Source organism: Ruegeria sp. O4, from assembly GCF_056535125.1.
On record NZ_JBQERO010000012.1, the window covers coordinates 77,062 to 96,475 of the forward strand.

Here is a 19,414-nt window from a genome sequence, read left to right on the forward strand (position 1 = left end):
GCGCGCCCTTTCGGGATTGTCCATGTGCAGTCCTGTCGCTACCGTTCTTTCAAGCCAAAAAGCAGGAGGGGGCGGGATGCAGGATTGGTTGACCATGACGGCGTGTGATTTGGGCCGTGGCATTGGGATGGGCCAGATCGATCCGGTTGAATTGACGGAAACCTACCTGTCCGCAATAGACGCCCATCCGCACCGCGACCGCATCTATGCCCGCGTCACCCATGACCGCGCCCGCGCCGAGGCCGAAGCCGCGCAGCAACGTGCGAAAATGGGATTGCGGCGATCGTTGCTGGATGGGGTTCCGATCAGCTGGAAAGACCTGTTCGACACTGCCGGCACCGCGACCGAGGCCGGGTCGGCGCTTCTGAAAGACCGGGTGCCGGATGCGGATGCGCTTGTGGTACGCAACGCAACCCAGATGGGAACGGTCTGTCTGGGTAAGACGCATATGAGCGAGCTGGCCTTTTCCGGCCTTGGATTGAACCCGATCACCGAAACGCCCCCTTGTATCCATGATGAAACGGCGGTGCCGGGTGGGTCTTCATCTGGCGCGGGCGCGTCGGTTGCCTGGGGGCTGGCAGCCTGCGGGATCGGTTCCGATACCGGCGGTTCGGTGCGAATTCCAGCGGCATGGAATGATCTGGTGGGGTTGAAAACCACGGCCGGGCGGCTGAGCCTTGAAGGTGTGGTGCCGCTCTGTCTGCGGTTTGACACTGTTGGGCCACTGGCGCGATCTGTTGAAGATGCAGCACATATGCTGGCCTTGTTGGAAGGCGGGGCACCTGCGGACCTGAGGGGTGCTTCGCTGAAAGGCCGTCGCTTTGCCGATTTGCAGAACATTGCCAAGGACGACCTGCGCGATGCACCGCGAGAAGCTTATGACGAGGCCATCGAGAAACTTGCAGATGCAGGCGCTGAGATTGTTCCCTTGGACGTGCCCGAGCTGAACGAGGCGATGCCACTGTCCAGCGTCGTCTACACGACCGAGGCCTATGGGTTGTGGCGCGATGTGATCGAGGCCAACCCAGGGGCAATGTATCCCGAAATCCTGGAACGGTTTCGCATTGGTAAGGGCTATTCCGGCCCCGATTATGTCGCGGCCTGGGCCAAGCTCAAGGCGTGCCGTAGTGCCTGGGATGCGGCAACTGCCGGGTTCGATGCGGTTCTGGCACCTACAGCACCGATTTTGCCGCCCAATCTGGACCGGTTGATGACCGATCACGACTATTACGTGACAGAAAACCTGCTGGCCCTTCGCAATACGCGGATCGGCAACCTGATGGGGCTTGCAGCGCTGACTCTGCCCACCGGAACGCCCAGTTGCGGGCTGATGATGATGGGGTATCCGAACTCGGAAGAGGCCCTGTTGCGGTTGGGGTCAGCGGCAGAATCGGCATTGGCCTGAATACCACAATCCACTGATTCGGAACCTCTTTGTCTGGACGAAGAGGTATGCGGACTGTAATCTGCCAAAAAAACGGGGCGCAAATGACCCCGATATTGAGGCAGTAACATGGATTTTCCCGAGCGGTTTTCGAACCTACCGGAATATGCATTCCCGCGTTTGCGCGCCCTGTTGGATCACCATCAACCGGGCGGTGACGTCGTTCATATGACGATTGGCGCGCCCACGCATGATTTTCCGGCCTGGGTGACGGATGTCATCATGGAAAACGCGGCCGGGTTTCAGGGCTATCCGCCGAACGAAGGCTCGGAAGACCTGCGCGGCGCAATCACGGGCTGGATCAAGCGGCGCTACGGGGTCGAAATGGACCCTGACGCCAACGTCATGGCGCTGAACGGCACACGTGAGGGGCTGTACAATGCGGCCATGGCGCTGTGCCCGGAACAGAAGAACGGCAAACAACCGATCATCCTGTGCCCGAACCCGTTTTATCAGGTCTACATGGTCGCGTCGATTTCGGTGGGTGCGCAACCCTATTTTGTCCCTGCAACCGCCGCGACGGGTCATCTGCCGGATTATTCCGGCCTGCCCGAAGATGTGCTGAACCGAACCGCGGTGGCTTATATCTGTTCCCCGGCCAACCCGCAGGGTGCAGTCGCGTCGCGCGACTATTGGGCTGACCTGATCCGTCTGGCAGAGGCATATGATTTCCGGATCTTTGCCGACGAATGCTATTCCGAGATTTACCGTGACCAAGCCCCGACGGGGGTTCTGACTGTCGCGCAGGAACTAGGGGCTGATCCCGAACGGATCACGCTGTTTAACTCCCTGTCAAAACGCTCGAACCTGGCTGGTTTGCGCTCGGGCCTGATTGCCGGTGGACCAAAGTCCATCAGCCAGGTGAAAAAACTGCGCACCTATGCCGGATCCCCACTGCCTTTGCCTTTGCAAGCCGCCGCCGCGCGCGTCTGGGCGGATGAGACACATGTCGAGCAAAACCGCGCGCTCTATCAGGAGAAATACGCCATTGCCGATAAGGTGTTTGCGGGCGTGCAAGGTTACATGTCGCCAGAGGCCGGGTTCTTTCTGTGGTTGCCGGTCGAGAACGGCGAGGACGCAGCATTGAAGGTTTGGAAGGATACCGGGGTTCGGGTTCTTCCGGGCGCATATCTTTCACAAGGTGATCCGGGAAATAACCCGGGCGAAAGCTTTATCCGGGTTGCATTGGTAGCCCCAAAAACAGAGTTGCAGCGTGGTTTGATCACACTCCGCGACTGCATCTATACGTGAGGTACGAGGGCAAAATGGCATCATATAACGCGCGAAACCGCGACCCATTGCTGGACAGCACAACACAGGCAGCCCTGGAGCGACGCAGTAAGGAACTGATCGGTATCGCGCTGATCCTGTTGGGCTTGGCCGCGGCTGCGATGATCTGGTCCTATACGCCCGATGATCCTAATTGGATGGTTTCGACCGACGCGCCGGTGCAAAACTGGATGGGACGGGTCGGCGCGTCTATTGCAGCCCCCTTGTTCATGATCGTGGGCTGGGGAAGCTGGGGCATCGCGCTTGTTCTGGTCGGATGGGGTCTGCGTTTTGCGGGCCATTTCGGTGAAGACCGGGCCATTGCCCGCCTGATCTTTGCCCCGATCTGGATCGCTGTAGCCTCGGTCTATGCCGCAACCCTTGTTCCCGGTGCCGAGTGGCGTGCAACGCATAGCTACGGTTTGGGCGGTTTGTTCGGCGACACGGTCATGGGCGCGTTGCTGACGCTAGTGCCGATCTCTTCGCATTTTCTGGTCAAAATGATGTCGCTGGCCATGGCCGTCGGCATGACCACGCTGGGTGTTTTTGTGCTGGGCTTCACCAAGGCCGACGTGAAACGCGGCTTCCGCGCCTTCATCCTGGGCCTTGTAATGTCTTATGACATGCTGATGACGCTAATGGGGCGTGGTGCGGCCTCGGCCGCGCAAGCCGCGCGGGATCGGCGGGCGCAGTGGGAAGAACGCAAGCTCGCCCGCGCTGAAGCGGCTGAGGCGATGTTTGACGACGAACTGGTCTATGCCGACACTGTTTTTGAAGAACCTGAATTGGGGCGCCCTGAACCTCCGGTCAAATCAGGCCTGTTGGCACGAATGCCGTCACTTATCCGGCGCCCTGATCCAATGCCCGAGCCTGAGTTGGTGGATCCTGAACCGATCGCGGGCTTTGACGACATGCCCGGCGAAGATCGCATCCGCTCCAAAATCTCGGCCGCCGTGCGAAATCGCAAGGTTGCCGTGGGCGAAATGACACCCGAGCCGGATCCCGACCTGCCGCTGACCAAAGGTCGTGGACGCCGTCCCGATCCGCTGATCCTGAACCAGCATCCCTCGTCCGAACTGCCCCCCGAACCGCCGATGACAGCGTATGGGCTGCGCCCCGAGCCGCAGGTGTCCGCTGGTGACACGCCAGAGGCGCAAGAGTCCGCTGTGTTCGGTTATGAGGCCGGGACAGAACAATACGACTACGCGTCCGAGTTGGATATCGATGATGAGTCGGTTTTCGAGGATGTCACCGACGCCGCGCCGCAACCGCGTCAAGCGATGAAGATCCCGGTGGCTGAACCGCGCAAGCCTGTGGTGGCGCAGCCCGTGCGCCGGACACCGTTGCCGTCTCGTCGTGCGCAGGCTGAAGCGCAACCAGCATTGTCCTTCGAGGAACGGCACTCTGACTTCGAACTTCCGCCTCTGGGCTTGTTGTCCAACCCCGCCAGTATCCAGCGCCATCACCTGAGCGATGAGGCCTTGGAAGAAAACGCACGGATGTTAGAAAACGTTCTGGACGATTACGGCGTCAAGGGTGAGATCGTCAGCGTACGCCCCGGCCCGGTCGTGACCATGTACGAGCTGGAGCCCGCCCCGGGCCTGAAAGCCAGCCGTGTGATCGGTCTGGCGGACGATATCGCGCGCTCGATGTCGGCGCTGTCGGCGCGGGTTTCGACCCTACCGGGCCGCTCGGTGATCGGGATCGAACTGCCGAACGAAAACCGCGAGATGGTGGTTCTGCGGGAAATCCTGGCCAGCCGCGATTTTGGCGATGGCAATCAGGCGCTGCCGCTGGCGCTGGGCAAAGATATCGGCGGTGAATCCGTTGTGGCGAACTTGGCCAAGATGCCTCACCTGTTGATTGCCGGGACCACGGGTTCGGGTAAATCGGTGGCGATCAACACGATGATCCTGTCGCTGCTCTACAAGCTGACGCCGGATGAATGCCGCCTGATCATGATCGACCCCAAGATGCTGGAACTGTCGGTTTACGATGGCATCCCGCATCTGCTGTCACCCGTTGTGACCGATCCAAAGAAGGCGGTTGTCGCCCTGAAATGGGTCGTGGGCGAAATGGAAGACCGCTATCGCAAGATGTCCAAGATGGGTGTGCGCAACATCGCGGGCTACAACGGCCGGGTGAAAGATGCGCTGGCCAAGGGCGAGTTGTTCAGCCGCACGGTGCAGACCGGGTTTGACGATGAAACCGGTGAACCAACGTTCGAGACGGAACAATTCGCGCCCGAAGCGATGCCCTATATCGTCGTCATCGTCGATGAGATGGCCGATCTGATGATGGTCGCGGGCAAGGAAATCGAAGCCTGTATCCAGCGTCTGGCGCAAATGGCACGGGCCTCGGGCATTCACCTGATCATGGCCACGCAGCGCCCCTCGGTTGACGTGATTACCGGCACGATCAAGGCTAACTTCCCTACGCGGATTTCGTTCCAAGTGACGTCGAAAGTCGACAGCCGCACCATTCTGGGCGAGATGGGCGCCGAACAACTGCTGGGGCAGGGCGACATGCTTTACATGGCCGGTGGCGCCAAAATTACCCGTTGCCACGGACCGTTTGTGTCGGATGAAGAGGTCGAGGAAATCGTCAACCACCTCAAACAATACGGTCCGCCCGATTACGTGGGCAGCGTTCTGGACGGCCCGGCCGAGGACAAGGTCGACAACATTGACGCCGTTCTGGGGCTGAACACTGGCGGCAACACGAACGGAGAGGACGCGCTGTACGATCAGGCGGTGGCAATTGTGATCAAGGATCGCAAATGCTCGACCTCTTATATTCAGCGAAAACTCGCCATCGGGTATAACAAGGCGGCGCGTCTTGTTGAACAAATGGAAGACGAAGGTGTTGTTTCGTCAGCAAATCATGTCGGGAAACGCGAAATCCTCGTCCCCGAGCAATAGGATATTTAATAACAAGGGCAGACAGCCTATCTGTACAGCATGAAACAGATTGCTTTTGCCCTTGCTTTGACACTGGCCGCACCCGCCGCATGGGCGGCGGAAAAACTGCCGCTTTCACAGATTTCCAATTATCTGAACGGATTGAAAACGGTTCAGACAACGTTCACGCAGGTGAATGATGATGGCTCGTTGAGCACCGGACAGCTGTGGATGCAGCGCCCTGGCAAGATGCGTTTCGAATATGACCCGCCCAACAGCGCTGTGGTGCTGGCACGCTCGGGCAGTGTTCAGATCTTCGATCCGAAATCGAACCAGCCGCCCGAGCAATACCCGCTGAAGCGCACGCCTCTATCCATTGTGCTGGCACGCAACGTGAATCTTGATCAGGCCAATATGGTTGTCGGCCACAGCTTTGACGGCACGGCCACAGTGGTCACCGCGCAAGACCCCAAGAACCCTGAGGCAGGTCGGATTGAACTGATGTTCACCGATAATCCAGTCGAGCTGCGCAAATGGGTGATTCATGACAACGCCGGCAGCCAGACCACCGTTCTTTTGGGTGCGTTGACCGAAAGCAATGGTCTTGATCAGGGTCTTTTCTCGAACAAGGAAAGACGCGGGTCAGTCAACCGCTGACCCGCTTTTTGCTGGTCAATACCGGCAGTTTGCCAACTGTGCCTGATACAGTTGCGCGCGCGCGTCCACGTCATTGGCCACGCTCAACAACCACGACTTGCTGTTGTGGGTGCCGCGAGCGTACCCCGTGTGACCTTCGTGATAGGCCAGGTATTGATTGCGTGTGTCGCCGGGGTGGATGCCGTTGCGCTCATAGCTTTTGTTCATATACCAGCCGATGAAGTCCGAGGCATCGCGGATGCGATCCCGCTTGGCCCGGCGCTTGCCGGTTTCGCGCTGATATTGATCCCAGGTGCCGTCCAGTGCCTGGCTGAACCCATAGGCGCTGCTTTGCCGCCCCATCGGGATCACGCCCAGCACGTAACGGTGCGGGGTACGCGCGTCGTGGCGATATCGGCTTTCCTGATAAATCGTGGCCATCTGAACGTGAACCGGAACACCCCATTTCTGCTCGGTGCTTTTGAAAGCCTTGATAAAATCCGGTCGTTCGTGCGCAATGCTGCACGCGTCGTTCAGTTTGCTGGGCGGTTGTTTTGACCCGCCGCCACAGGATGCCAAAAGCAGCACCCCGAAGAGTACGATAAGAATTCTGCTCATGTGCCTCATGCCTTTTTTTGTTTATTCTAGCGCAGATTGAGCTCTGAGGAAATCACAATCGCTATAAAATAATGGCAAGAATTATGGGTAACGCCGCCACGGAAAGTACGGTGGACACCATGACCATGCCGGCAACGGCATCGGAATCGGCTTCAAATCGTTCTGCCAACAAGTATGAGGTCACAGCGACCGGTGTACAAATTTGCAATACCAGAACGCCAAAGGCGACAGTGTCCAGATCAAACAACACCCCAATCCCCCAGCCCAACGCAAAGCAGACGATAAGTTTCAGGACTGACAGCCAGAGCGCTTGCCCCAGACTACGCGAGGTCAGGCGGGCGATTGCCACACCGACCGTGACCAACATCAGCGGAACAGCCATTTGCCCCAAAAGCTCTAACGTGTTGGTTAGAAATGTCGGAGTTTGCCACCCCTGCCACAAAAACACCGCACCCAGAATGGTCGCCCAAGCCATCGGCTGGCGTAAGACCTGTCCCCATGCGCCTTTTCCGGCGACTAGGTAGATCCCATAGGTGAAAGAAAACAGCGCGGTTACAGACAGAAAGATGACCGCGTAACCCAAACCAATCTGCCCGAACGCAAAGATACATAGCGGCAGGCCAAGATTGCCGGTATTGCCGAAAATCAGCGGTGACAGGTACGTGCGCTGATCCAGTTTCAATCCGCGAACAATCAACCAGAACACCCCAGCCAGCAGAAGATTTGCGACCAGAGTTGCCGACGTGAAACGCGACAAATCTCCGCCCGGAATGTCGGTTTGCATGAGTGCAACAAAGATCAGACTGGGCATTGCCAGCGTCGTTGCAAAGCGTGTCACAAATTGCAGCCGGTATTCGAACCCCAGTTTGACCCACGTAAAGCCAATGGCCGCCAAGAGAAAAACCGGGGCCACGATTTCGAACACTGTCAGTATTAGGTTCACAGACTGTTTCCCTGAATTTCACATCAATGATTGGCATTTCGGGCCAAAAACCGTTAGTAAATGCGGTGGGGGCCGAAACAATGTTAAAGACACGCGCGAAATACGGATTGGGCCAGGTGGTCCGTCACAAGAAACACCCTTTTCGAGGGGTGATTTTTGACGTGGACCCGGAATTTTCGAACACAGAAGAATGGTACCAGGCCATTCCGGAAGACAGCCGTCCACGGAAAGAACAGCCGTTCTACCACCTGCTGGCAGAGAACGACCAATCCTTCTATGTTGCTTATGTTTCAGAACAAAATCTGGTTGCAGACTATTCTGGAGAGCCGGTCGAGCACCCGGATATCTCCAACATGTTCGGCCCGTTTGAAGACGGTGCTTACCCTCTGCATTTCCACCTGAACTAGGTTTGGCGAACCGGTCGGCATTGCACTGCCGCTGATCAGTATCCAAGGGCGCACCCATCTTTGCGCGGGTCGCTGGCACCTTCCAAAACACCGTCTTTTCGGATTCGGATCGCTTGCGCTCCTCCAAGCGGCGTTTCTGGAATTTCAATATTGTGTCCAATTTCAGACAATTGTTTCGCTACCTCTTCGGAATAGCCCCGCTCCAGCTTCAGGACATTCCCATCGAAAAAGGCACGCGGCGCGTTGATGCTTTCCTGTAGCTCCAGCCCAAAGTCCCTAAGGTTCGAAACGAAACGCGCGTGCCCGGTCGGTTGATAAGCACCGCCCATGACGCCGAATGGCATCGTGACACGGTCATTCTCGGTCAACATCCCCGGTATGATCGTGTGCATCGGGCGCTTGCCGCCAGCCAGTTCATTGGGGTGACCCGGCTGAAGCGTGAACCCCGCGCCCCTGTTCTGAAGCAAGATACCGTATTTCTCGGATGCGATCCCTGATCCAAAGCCATGAAAGATCGAATAGATCAGCGACACAGCCATAAGGTCGCGATCGACCACCGTGATATAGACCGTGTCCCTGTGAATGGCTTCCGTCAAAGGTGCTGCTGCGGGCATTGCGCCTTTTGGGTCAATCAATGCAGCCAGCCGGACCGCAACATCCAAATCAAGAAACCGCTCGGCCCGTGCGACATGATCGGGATCCGCAATGAACCGGTTGCGCGCGTCATAAGCCAGCTTGGTGGCTTCAGCCTCGATATGAACCCGTTCTGCTCCAAATGGATCCATACTGGCCAGATCGAATTGTTTTAGAATGTTCAGCAACAGGATCGCGGTCGCGCCTTGGCCGTTTGGCGGGTGTTCGACCAGATCAACACCCTTGTAGGCTCCGCGCATGGGCTGCGTTTCAGTGCACTTGGTGCAGTGAAAGTCTTCGGCGGTGTGGACACCTCCGCGTGCAGACAGGGCCCGGATCATATCCTCGGCAATGTCTCCTGAATAAAATGCGTCGCGTCCCTGACTGGCGATCCTGCGCAAGACCTCAGCCTGACCGGGGGCGCGAAAGATCTGACCGATAGCTGGTATCTGCCCTTTGATCAGATAATGGTCACGCGCAGCACCCTGTAATGTGGCCGCCCCGGTTTTCCAGTCAAACGCAACCCGGGGGGCCACCGGAACGCCAGCCTCGGCATAGTGGATTGCGGGTTCCAGAATCGCGTCCAGCCCCAATCGCCCTTCGGTTTCTGCAAGGTGACAGAAGGCGTCCACGGCACCGGGAACAGTCACCGCATCCGGACCGCTCAACGGTACAGACGACAGGCCTTTGTCCCGCAAGGGCTGCGCCCGCGCGGCGGCCGGTGCGCGACCCGATCCGTTCAATGCGCGTATCCGGTTTTCGCCCGCACGGCTGAACAAAACGAAACAATCGCCCCCCAACCCGGTCATCTGCGGTTCGCAGATGCCAAGCAGAACCGCACCTGCTATCGCGGCGTCCATGGCGTTGCCGCCGCGCTCAAGAATATCGATTGCCACTTTGGCGGCTAGCGGGTGCGACGTTGCGCACATCCCCCGCGTTGCAAAAACTTCCGACCGGCCAGGTTTGTGCAGATCACGCATGGTGGGTTCTTTCTCCTTCAAACAGGGGAAAGCTATTCTCTGATTGCCGGTTGTCCAGTCAATTCAAGTTTGGGGGGAGATCCTCGGCGCCGTTCACTGGGTGGGGGCTGTGATAATTGGCGCCGAGGGAAGCTATCTGAGCTACGAGTCACTGTATGGCGGCGATTTGCGGCGCGACAATGTTTCGAAAATGGCGTTATTGTGGCCAATTGCGGCTGATTACCCGTTCTTGTCAAAGTTAAATCGCAGGGATAGCCGATTGCACCCGTCGCGACGCTCATAACAGATATCGCTGGTCAGTTGATGAATCAGGAACCAGCCGAACCCGCCTTCGGGCAAATCCTGAATGCGGGTTCCCAGTGGTGCCGGCGTTCCGTCTGGTGGTTCGTAGCCGGGCAATGGATGGCCCGTGTCCGAAATCAGAATGTCCAGCCGGTTTCTGTCCAATCGGCATGTCACCTGAACCCCGGCCGGGGCCACGTCCATATAGGCATGTTCCACAACGTTGTTGATTGCTTCTGCCAGTGCGATCTTGACATCGTCCGCCTTGTGCGGCGGCAACCCTCGTTTCGCCAGTCCGGCGCTGAGTTTCGCAATCCCCGCACTGGCTTCTGTTTCCGTTGCGGGAAAGCTCAATTCCAGGCAGGTCGCGTTACAAATGGGCTCCACGTTGTCGCACTCCTGCTGTTGTCACCTGTCTGGTTCCGACAGGGCGTCATCCAGTGTTGCAAACAACCTGAACACGGTATCCATGCGCGTCAGGCGAAAGACCTTTTCCACCACGGGCTGCGGGCCTGCCAGATCAAGCCTTCGGTTCAGCCCCAGTTGTTTCATGGACGCTACGATTGCGCCCAGTCCGCTTGAATCGATGAACTCGACGCCTGAAAGGTCCAGGACAACCCGATCGGCGCAGGCCTCGGTCTCTGCGCGCATGTCTTCTTTGAACTGAATGGCCATCGCAGCGTCGATCCGGTCAGAGTGAACCGTGATAATCTGTGTCGTTCCGTCTGATGTGCTGGTCAGCCCCATGGTCCGGCTGCCTCCAATCTGAAAATGAGTCGTAGAAATACGCTAGACGCGAATTCTTACCATTCGGTATTCAAGGGCCGGACGACAGGAGGATTATCCGGATGAGAGATGTTGTTATTGCAGGTGCTGCCAGAACACCAATGGGTGGTTTTCAGGGCATGTTCGACGGTGTCGCAGCATCCGAGCTTGGCGGCGCAGCGATTCGTGCCGCGTTAAAGCAGGCAGGGGCGCAGACGGTTGACGAGGTGTTGATGGGATGTGTCCTGCCCGCAGGTCAGGGGCAGGCACCGGCGCGCCAGGCGGGTTTCGCGGCGGGTTTAGGCGAGGAGGTTCCTGCCACCACGCTGAACAAGATGTGTGGTTCCGGGATGAAGGCGGCGATGATGGCCTTCGACCAGATCGCATTGGGTCTTGCGGACACAATGGTCGCCGGAGGGATGGAGAGCATGACCAACGCGCCCTACCTGCTGCCGAAAATGCGGGGCGGTGCGCGCATCGGTCATGGTCAGGTGATCGACCACATGTTCCTTGACGGGCTGGAAGACGCCTATGACAAGGGCCGCCTGATGGGAACCTTTGCCGAAGACTGCGCCGAGGCGTATCAGTTCACCCGCGAAGCGCAGGATGAATATGCCTTGAAATCCTTGTCCAACGCACTTTCCGCGCAAGAAAGCGGTGCTTTCGAGGGCGAGATCGTCCCCGTCACAGTGCGCACGCGTAAGGGTGAGGTCGTACAGGTCGCTGATGAGCAACCCAAATCCGCCCGTCCCGAGAAAATTCCGACACTGAAACCGGCTTTCCGCAAGGACGGGACAGTGACCGCCGCCAATTCCTCGTCAATATCCGACGGCGCGGCGGCGCTTGTTCTGGCATCGGCTGAGGCGGCAGAAGCGCAAGGACTGACAGTTCGGGCCCGGATTTTGGGACATGCCAGCCATGCTCAAGCGCCCGGACTTTTCACGACTGCACCGGTTCCGGCGGCGCAAAAGCTTCTGTCCCGCATCGGTTGGAACAAGGATGATGTCGACCTGTGGGAGGTCAACGAAGCCTTCGCAGTTGTGCCGATGGCTTTCATGCACGAAATGGGATTGCCGCGCGACAGGGTAAACGTAAATGGCGGGGCCTGCGCCTTGGGCCATCCTATTGGCGCATCTGGCGCCCGTATTCTGGTCACTTTGTTGAACGCGCTCGAGAAACGAAATCTCAAGCGGGGGGTTGCTGCAATCTGTATCGGCGGCGGTGAAGGAACAGCTATCGCGATCGAACGCATTTGACCCTTCATCTTTTTCGAAATACTCCGGGGGTTAGGGGGCGGCGCCCCCGAGTTTTCCAAGGGGTTTGGAACCTATGACCGTCGATTACAGCGCGCTGGCTAGTACAATTGCAGCATTGACCGAAGGCGAAAACGATCAGGTTGCCCTGATGGCTACCGTTGCTTGCGAGGTCCACCATTCCGACGATCGTTTCGACTGGACCGGGTTTTACCGGGTGACAGAACCGGGCTTGCTTAAAATTGGCCCGTATCAAGGTGGCCATGGCTGCCTCGTCATCCCGTTCGAACGCGGCGTCTGCGGGGCGGCAGCGCGCACCGGCGAAGTGCAACTGGTGCCCGACGTGGACGCGTTTCCGGGTCACATCGCCTGCGCCTCGTCCACCCGATCCGAACTGGTTCTGCCGGTCCGGAACGCATCGGGCGAGCTGATTGCAGTTTTCGACATCGACAGCAATCAACCCGACGCGTTCTCAACCGAAGACGCGGATAACCTGTCCGCGATCCTGTCAAAGACCTTCGCGCAAGCCTGATTGATTTTCGGTCTGTACAAGGTGCGTCTACCGGTTTCCTCTTTTCGATTTCGCTCGGGGTTTGATAAAACAGGAAAGCCCGAACCGTATTGGATTAACCATGGTCCCAGGCCATTTCCGAACTCCGCGCCTCTCGGTTCGCAACTGGAAGGTTGAACTCGCCGATCCGCGATTGCGGGTTCGGCTTGAAGATGATCTTGTCACGCTTCTGACCCCTGAGGTCCTGAAACACCTGCCGCCCCCGATGCAGTTGCAGGGCCGGGAGATTTCGAACTGGATTGATGAAAGACGTGCTGAAAGCGATATTCTGCTTGCGCGCCAAAGCCGCGGTAACCACCTGATCGGCCTCATGGTGTTGGCCATGAGTTCTGACACCGAGGCAATTCCAAGCCTTCACATCGGCTATTTGATTGCTCAAACCGCTTGGGGGAATGGTTACGCCCCCGAGTTGCTGCAAGGCTTGCAGGACGCATTGACGCCTGGGCCTGCCGTGCGTCTCATTGCCGGGGTCGGGCGTGACAATCCAGGTTCAGCCCGCGTTCTGGAAAAAACAGGCTTTACGCTTTGGCCGGAGCGCGCCTCGGACACCGCCGATATTTATGTTTACCATATTAGCTGAGTGACCGAGCCGTCAGGGCATAGCCAATCCGGAATATGGATCCACGTGAAAAAATGCTTGGAAATTTCATGGAATCGAGTCATCGTGAAAAAAGAGGTGAAATTTTCACGAGCGTTGGAGCTATCCTTGAACAGTCAGGCCCCGCAAAGTGCGACACTCGGTGCTGATATCCGCGCGCTGCGCAAGGCGCGAGGATTGACGCTGAGTGATATCGCGATCCGGTTGGACAGGTCTGTGGGCTGGCTCAGCCAGGTTGAGCGTGACATGTCCGAGCCGTCGATCTCGGACCTGAGGCAGATCGCCGAATGCCTTGGCGTCCCCATGTCGATGTTGTTTGCGCATTCGGCGGCACCGGCGGACGAGCAGGGATATGTCGTGCGTGCCGGCTCGCGCCGCCCCATGGGGTCGGGCGAGGAAGGGTTGATCGAAGAGCTGCTCTCGCCGGATCTGACCGATGATTTTGAAATGGTGCATTCCACCTTCAAACCCAACTCGCAGATGCAGACACCGGCCAATCGCCCGACACAGGAAGTCGGATACATGATCTCGGGCAAGCTGGACCTGACAATCGGGGGACGCGCGTTCACGGTTGGGCCGGGTGACAGCTTTCGATTCCGACATGAACCCTATCAATGGGCCAACCCTTATGATGAGCCCGCTGTAGCCATCTGGGTTATCGCCCCGCCGGTTTATTGATGTCGTTCGAGGCCTGGACCATATTCGCGTTGTTCTGGGTGGTTTTCGTGACCACCCCGGGTCCGAACGCGGTCAATTGCATCTCGAACGGGATGAGCCTTCCGTTTCCAAGGGCAATGCTAGGCGTATTGGCTATTCTCACGCAGGCCAGCGCCTTTCTGATCCTGTCTGCGCTGGGTGTGACCGCCCTGATCGCTGCATCGCCGACCGGGTTCTTTGTCGCCAAGTTGATTGGCGCGGGATTTTTAATCTGGTTGGGGATTCGCGGCTGGATGAATGCGACAAGACCCGCACCAGCCTCCGAGCGTCCGGCGCGACATGTCTATCTGCACGCGCTTGCGGTGGCCACGATCAATCCCAAAAGCGTCGCCGGATACCTGGCCGCGTTTTCGCAGTTCGTTCAGCCCGAGGTTCCGATCTGGCAGCAGATGGGGGTTATCATGCCGACCGCGCTGGTCATCACCACACTCAGCTACACCGGCTTTACGGCGCTGGGTGCCTTGATGGGCAAGGCAGCGTTGGGCGCGGTGTTCAATATCTGGGTGCGCCGGATCACGGCGGCCTGTTTTGTCATCTACGGTGTGTTGTTGGGAACCAGCACCACACCCGCAACAAAGGGGTAGTCAGATGCATAAGGGATCCTGCCTTTGCGGCTCGGTCGCGTTCACGATCGACGGAGACCTGTCGCCGCCGTCGGTCTGCCATTGCGGACAGTGCCGCAGACAGTCGGGCCATGTCTGGGCTTCGACTTCGACCCATAAGGACAACCTGAGTTTCTCGGCCAGTGACACACTCAGCTGGTATTGCGCGTCTGACATCGCCCGGCGCGGATTTTGCAGCAAATGTGGCTCGTTCCTCTTCTGGCATCACAACCAGGAAGACACGATTTCGATTTCCATGGGCGCGCTGGACGCACCCACAGGTCTTTCGCTCTCGAAGCACATCTTTGTGGCTGACAAGGGCGACTACTACGACATCACGGACGATCTGCCTCAAGAGGCACAGTAACAAGGATCAAAAACGCATGAGTGATTTTCCAACAAAAGCCCGCGTGGTCATAATCGGTGGCGGTGTGGTGGGGGCTTCCTCGCTGTATCACCTTGCCAAGAAAGGCTGGACCGATTGTGTTCTGCTGGAAAAGAACGAACTGACTGCCGGGTCGACCTGGCATGCGGCAGGGAACGTTCCGACCTTTTCGACCTCATGGGCGATCATGAACATGCAGCGCTATTCGACCGAGCTGTATGCGCGTCTGGGCGAGGAAGTCGATTACCCGATGAACTACCACCAGACCGGTTCGATCCGACTGGCGCATTCGAAAGAACGTGTGCAGGAGTTCGAGCGCGCCATGGCGATGGGCCGCTATCAGGGTATCCCGATGGAAATGTGGACCCCGGAAGAGGCGAAAGAGCGCTATCCCTTCCTGGAAACGCACGATCTTGAAGGTGTTCTCTACGACCCGACGGATGGTGATATCGATCCGGCGCAGCTGACCCAGGCGCTGGCCAAGGGCGCACGCGATATGGGGCAGAAGATCATCCGTTTCTGCCCGGCGACTGGCGTGACGCAGCATGGCGACGGCACCTGGACCGTGCACACGGACAAAGGCGATATAGCCTGTGACTATGTTGTGAACGCAGCCGGGTATTATGCGCAGCGTGTGGGTGAATGGTTCAAGCCCTTCGGTGGCCGCACCGTTCCGGCAATGGTCATGAGTCACCAGTACCTGCTGACCGATGAAATCCCCGAGATCGAAGCATGGACCAAGCAAAGCGGTGCCAAGCTGCCGCTGCTGCGTGATGTGGATGTCTCTTACTACCTGCGGCAGGAAAAGAACGGCTTCAACCTTGGTCCTTACGAGCCCAACTGCAAGGGCCACTGGATGACCGAAGACGATCCGATGCCGGATGATTTCAGCTTTCAGCTGTGGAATGACGATCTGGACCGCATCGAAGATATCGTCACCGATGCGATGGAGCGGGTGCCGCTGATGGCAACCTCGGGCGTTGGACGCGTCATCAACGGGCCGATCCCTTATGCGCCGGACGGGCTGCCGCTGATCGGCCCGATGCCGGGTGTGAAAAACGCGTTCGAGGCGCATACTTTCACCTTCGGCATCGCGCAGGGCGGTGGCGCAGGCAAGGTTCTGGCCGAGTGGGTCGTTGATGGCGCGACCGAATGGGATATGTGGGCCGTCGATCCGCGCCGCTATACCGATTACACCGATCAGGATTATTGCAACCAGAAAGGCATGGAAGTTTATGGCAACGAATATGCCATGCACTTCCCGCACCATGAATGGCCTGCCGCACGAAACAAGAAGCTGTCGCCCGTGCATGACAAGGTGATCGCGCACGGCGGTGTCATGGGGGCCTATAACGGCTGGGAACGCGCCAACTGGTTTGCACAGCCCGGTGATGACACCTCGCTCGACGCGACCCACACCTGGGGACGGTCCGGTCCGTGGGAACAGCGGATCAAGGAAGAATGTGAGGCCGTGCGCGATCATTGTGGCGTGTTGGACCTGCCGGGCTTCTCGCGGTTCAAAATACAGGGGCCGGGTGCTGATGAATGGCTGCGCGGTCTGGTTGCCGGGGCATTGCCCAAGATTGGTCGGGTTGGGCTGGTTTACTTCGCAGATGACCGCGGGCGTATCCTGACCGAAATGTCGGTCACGCGCGAGGCCGAAGACCTGTTCGTTCTGGTCACTGCAGCGACCGCGCAATGGCATGACCGTGAATGGCTTGAGCGTCACATACCTGCCGATGCCGAGTTCACGCTGGAAGACTGGACAACGCGGATGAGCACGCTGATCGTTACCGGGCCTCGATCTCGGGACATTCTCAGCAAAGTTACCGAGGCCGATCTGACCTTGCCGTGGCTCAGCTTTCAGGAAAGCGAAATCAAAGGCGGATGGGTCGCTCTGCTGCGTGTCTCATTCGCTGGTGAGCTGGGCTGGGAAGTTCACGCTGAAAATGCGGATATGCCTGCGATCTACGACGCGATCATCGATGCCGGTGCCAAGCCGTTCGGGATGTATGCGCTGAACTCGCTGCGGATCGAAAAGGGGTACCGCGCCTGGAAGGGCGATCTGTCGACCGACTATTCCCTGCTTGAAGGCGGGTTGGAGCGTTTCGTCAAGCTGGACAAACCGCAGGACTTCCCGGGCAAGGCTGCAATCCTGAACGAAAAGCAGCAAGGCGTGAAAAAGTCCTTCGTCACCCTGACCGTTGATGCGGGCGATTGTGACGCGCCGTATATGTCCTGCATCTGGCATGGCGATGAGATCGTGGGCGAAACCACATCCGGCGCATGGGGCTACCGTGTTGGTAAATCCATCGCGCTGGGCATGATCCGGGCCGAGCTTGCCAATCCGGGAACTGAGCTTGAGGTCGAAATCTACGGCCAGAAATGCCGCGCCGTGGTAGAGCTGGACCAGCCGCTCTGGGACCCCGAGAACGAGCGGTTGCGCGCGTGACGCTTCCGGCGACCATGTCTGGCGTCTATCTGACCGGCCATGGCGGGCCAGAGGCGCTGGAATGGCGCGACGATATCCCTGTCCCGGCCCCTGGGCCGGGGCAGGTGCTTGTTCGGGTCGCTGCAGCAGGCGTGAATAACACGGACATCAACACGCGGGTCGGCTGGTATTCATCGGATGTCACCGGTGCGACGGATGCCGTCGATCAGGATATTGAAGCCGGCGGATGGGGTGGCGCACTGAACTTTCCCCGCATTCAGGGGGGCGATCTGTGCGGGATCGTTGAAAAGGTTGGGCCAAACTCGGGGTTCAAAAAGGGCCAGCGCGTGACTTGCCCGATCAACCTGCCGCGTCCGCGCCCCGGCAGCCCTCAGGGCTTTATTGCGCTCGGGTCTGAGATTGATGGCGCTTTTGCCCAATACTGTCTGGTTGAAGCAAATGACCTTTATGACGTAAGTGCATCGCCCCTGTCAGACGTGGAAATTGCGGCCATTCCATGTGCCTTTGGTACTGCCGAAAACCTGCTGACGCGCGCGGGCGTGACGGCAGGGCAAAAGGTTCTGATCACCGGCGCGTCAGGCGGCGTTGGTCTGGCGGCGGTGCAGCTTGCTGCGCTGCGCGGAGCGTCGGTTTGGGGTGTGACGGCGGCAGCGAAGGCAGAGGTCGTCAAATCCCAAGGCGCGTTGGGCACATTTGGCCGGGATGAGCTGCCGCCGCAGGATATGTTCGACGCGGTTATAGATGTGGTGGGCGGGCCCGCATGGGCATCGCTGATCCTTGCCCTGAAACCCGGCGGGCACTACGCCGTTTCGGGGGCAATTGCCGGCCCGATTGTCGAGGCTGATCTGCGAGACATCTATTTGCGCGATATCACCATCCACGGCTGCACGCATCAGGCGCCCGAAGTCTTTTGCCGCCTTGTGGAGTTGATGAATACCGGACGGATCAAACCACTGGTTTCCCGAACCTACCCGTTGAAGGATATCGCCCGCGCACAGGCTGATTTTCAGGCAAAGACCCTTCCGGGTAAACTCGTGCTGCTGCCTTAAGGAGCAAGGACATGACAAAGATCACTCTGTTGGACGGTTCAATCGGACAGGAACTGGTCAAACGCAGCGGAGATCGGGCGACGCCGCTATGGTCCACGCGTGTGATGATCGACCACCCTGATCTGGTCAGCGCGGTGCATGGCGACTATTTCCGTTGTGGTGCCACGATTGCCACCACCAATACTTATGCAGTCCACCGCTCACGCCTGGTGCGGGTGGGGATGGAGGACCAGATGCCCGCCCTTATCGACACTGCCCTGACGCAGGCCGAACGTGCCTGTACTTCGACCGGGGGGCGGATTGCCGGGTCTCTGGGGCCGCTTCTGGCTTCTTACCGACCCGACCTGAATCCCGACCCGGCAGATGCGGCGGAAAAATTCGCTGAACTTGTGGCCTTGATGGCTGCACGCGTCGATCTGTTTCTGATCGAGACAGTATCTTCGGTGCAGGAGGCCGAGGGCGCGCTGCGTGGAACGACCGGATGTGGCAAACCAGTCTGGCTGTCATTCACGGTCAATGACGACGATGGCAGTCGCCTCAGGTCTGGCGAACAGCTCAGGGATGTCGCGCCATTGGTTGAAGAGTTTTCGCCTGACGCGCTGCTGATCAATTGTTCGCGCCCCGAAGCGATCCCGGCTGCTCTGGGTATCCTGTCCGGCATGAACAAGCCCTATGGCGCTTACGCCAACGGCTTTACACATATTTCGGATGAGTTTCTAAAGGACGCGCCGACAGTGGATGCGTTGGATCAACGCCATGATCTTGGTCCCGATGCCTATGCGGATCACGTCATGCGTTGGGTCGGTCAGGGGGCTACGATTGTCGGCGGGTGCTGCGAAATTGGCCCGGACCACATCGAAGCGCTGGCCAAGCGGTTGCGTGCTGCCGGGCACGAGATCGTCTAAGGTGA

General features: G+C 58.5%; 20 protein-coding genes. 14 read left to right on the forward strand and 6 right to left on the reverse strand.

Annotated features, from left to right (window positions below; all coding sequences use genetic code 11):
- The first annotated feature begins 76 nt into the window (after window positions 1-76).
- The 4 genes from ACR0J7_RS14215 to ACR0J7_RS14230 all read left to right on the forward strand — a co-directional run bounded on the left by ACR0J7_RS14215 (window position 77) and on the right by ACR0J7_RS14230 (window position 6,270).
- Window positions 77-1,405, forward strand: coding sequence for an amidase (locus ACR0J7_RS14215; RefSeq protein WP_480484104.1), 1,329 nt, complete (start codon window positions 77-79; stop codon window positions 1,403-1,405).
- 108 nt (window positions 1,406-1,513) lie between these two features.
- A complete protein-coding gene (locus ACR0J7_RS14220; protein ID WP_480914667.1) occupies window positions 1,514-2,695 on the forward strand; it encodes an aminotransferase class I/II-fold pyridoxal phosphate-dependent enzyme in 1,182 nt (393 codons plus the stop codon).
- Window positions 2,696-2,709: 14 nt separating this feature from the next.
- Window positions 2,710-5,634, forward strand: coding sequence for a DNA translocase FtsK (locus tag ACR0J7_RS14225; protein ID WP_480900449.1), 2,925 nt, complete (start codon window positions 2,710-2,712; stop codon window positions 5,632-5,634).
- Between the two features lie 39 nt (window positions 5,635-5,673).
- Complete coding sequence (locus ACR0J7_RS14230) at window positions 5,674-6,270, forward strand: LolA family protein (protein ID WP_209504969.1); 597 nt, start codon at window positions 5,674-5,676, stop codon at window positions 6,268-6,270.
- A gap of 15 nt (window positions 6,271-6,285) precedes the next feature.
- Here ACR0J7_RS14230 and ACR0J7_RS14235 read toward each other — a convergent pair whose 3' ends face one another.
- Window positions 6,286-6,867: a transglycosylase SLT domain-containing protein gene (locus ACR0J7_RS14235; RefSeq protein WP_209504968.1), complete on the reverse strand. Its 582-nt coding sequence runs from the start codon at window positions 6,865-6,867 to the stop codon at window positions 6,286-6,288.
- 61 nt (window positions 6,868-6,928) lie between these two features.
- Entirely contained in the window at window positions 6,929-7,810 is an 882-nt protein-coding gene (locus tag ACR0J7_RS14240; protein WP_480506411.1) for an AEC family transporter, read from the reverse strand.
- 80 nt (window positions 7,811-7,890) lie between these two features.
- Between ACR0J7_RS14240 and hspQ the strand changes: the two genes are divergently transcribed.
- Complete coding sequence (gene hspQ / locus ACR0J7_RS14245; protein WP_209504966.1) at window positions 7,891-8,217, forward strand: heat shock protein HspQ; 327 nt, start codon at window positions 7,891-7,893, stop codon at window positions 8,215-8,217.
- A 35-nt stretch (window positions 8,218-8,252) separates the two neighbouring features.
- On the opposite strand, the gene ACR0J7_RS14250 is transcribed toward hspQ, so the two are convergent.
- The 3 genes from ACR0J7_RS14250 to ACR0J7_RS14260 form a co-directional block, all read right to left on the reverse strand.
- A complete protein-coding gene (locus ACR0J7_RS14250) occupies window positions 8,253-9,830 on the reverse strand; it encodes a gamma-glutamyltransferase family protein (protein WP_480900446.1) in 1,578 nt (525 codons plus the stop codon).
- Window positions 9,831-10,049: 219 nt separating this feature from the next.
- Window positions 10,050-10,499: an ATP-binding protein gene (locus tag ACR0J7_RS14255; RefSeq protein ID WP_267365664.1), complete on the reverse strand. Its 450-nt coding sequence runs from the start codon at window positions 10,497-10,499 to the stop codon at window positions 10,050-10,052.
- A 21-nt stretch (window positions 10,500-10,520) separates the two neighbouring features.
- Window positions 10,521-10,859 (reverse strand): STAS domain-containing protein, encoded by a 339-nt coding sequence (locus ACR0J7_RS14260; RefSeq protein ID WP_480484099.1) that lies wholly within the window; start codon window positions 10,857-10,859, stop codon window positions 10,521-10,523.
- 101 nt (window positions 10,860-10,960) lie between these two features.
- Between ACR0J7_RS14260 and ACR0J7_RS14265 the strand changes: the two genes are divergently transcribed.
- Window positions 10,961-12,133 carry a thiolase family protein gene (locus ACR0J7_RS14265; protein ID WP_480900444.1) on the forward strand — a complete coding sequence of 391 codons (1,173 nt, stop codon included), beginning with the start codon at window positions 10,961-10,963 and terminating at the stop codon, window positions 12,131-12,133.
- 73 nt (window positions 12,134-12,206) lie between these two features.
- Window positions 12,207-12,662 (forward strand): GAF domain-containing protein, encoded by a 456-nt coding sequence (locus ACR0J7_RS14270; RefSeq protein WP_480488625.1) that lies wholly within the window; start codon window positions 12,207-12,209, stop codon window positions 12,660-12,662.
- Window positions 12,663-12,756: 94 nt separating this feature from the next.
- On the opposite strand, the gene ACR0J7_RS14275 is transcribed toward ACR0J7_RS14270, so the two are convergent.
- Entirely contained in the window at window positions 12,757-12,894 is a 138-nt protein-coding gene (locus ACR0J7_RS14275) for a hypothetical protein (RefSeq protein WP_480492740.1), read from the reverse strand.
- 12 nt (window positions 12,895-12,906) lie between these two features.
- Here ACR0J7_RS14275 and ACR0J7_RS14280 point away from each other — a divergent pair, with 12 nt between their 5' ends.
- From ACR0J7_RS14280 to ACR0J7_RS14310, 7 genes are all read left to right on the forward strand, one after another.
- Window positions 12,907-13,281: a GNAT family N-acetyltransferase gene (locus tag ACR0J7_RS14280; RefSeq protein ID WP_480492739.1), complete on the forward strand. Its 375-nt coding sequence runs from the start codon at window positions 12,907-12,909 to the stop codon at window positions 13,279-13,281.
- Window positions 13,282-13,407: 126 nt separating this feature from the next.
- Window positions 13,408-13,977, forward strand: coding sequence for a helix-turn-helix domain-containing protein (locus ACR0J7_RS14285; RefSeq protein WP_267365885.1), 570 nt, complete (start codon window positions 13,408-13,410; stop codon window positions 13,975-13,977).
- Window positions 13,977-14,600: a LysE family translocator gene (locus ACR0J7_RS14290; RefSeq protein ID WP_480484096.1), complete on the forward strand. Its 624-nt coding sequence runs from the start codon at window positions 13,977-13,979 to the stop codon at window positions 14,598-14,600. The genes ACR0J7_RS14285 and ACR0J7_RS14290 overlap by 1 nt, the downstream gene beginning before the upstream one ends.
- Window positions 14,601-14,604: 4 nt before the next feature.
- Complete coding sequence (locus ACR0J7_RS14295; RefSeq protein WP_480484095.1) at window positions 14,605-14,985, forward strand: GFA family protein; 381 nt, start codon at window positions 14,605-14,607, stop codon at window positions 14,983-14,985.
- Window positions 14,986-15,001: 16 nt separating this feature from the next.
- Window positions 15,002-17,455, forward strand: coding sequence for a GcvT family protein (locus ACR0J7_RS14300; RefSeq protein ID WP_480914670.1), 2,454 nt, complete (start codon window positions 15,002-15,004; stop codon window positions 17,453-17,455).
- A 14-nt stretch (window positions 17,456-17,469) separates the two neighbouring features.
- A complete protein-coding gene (locus tag ACR0J7_RS14305) occupies window positions 17,470-18,504 on the forward strand; it encodes an alcohol dehydrogenase family protein (RefSeq protein WP_480774083.1) in 1,035 nt (344 codons plus the stop codon).
- 11 nt (window positions 18,505-18,515) lie between these two features.
- Window positions 18,516-19,409 carry a homocysteine S-methyltransferase family protein gene (locus ACR0J7_RS14310; RefSeq protein WP_480914672.1) on the forward strand — a complete coding sequence of 298 codons (894 nt, stop codon included), beginning with the start codon at window positions 18,516-18,518 and terminating at the stop codon, window positions 19,407-19,409.
- Window positions 19,410-19,414: the final 5 nt, after the last annotated feature.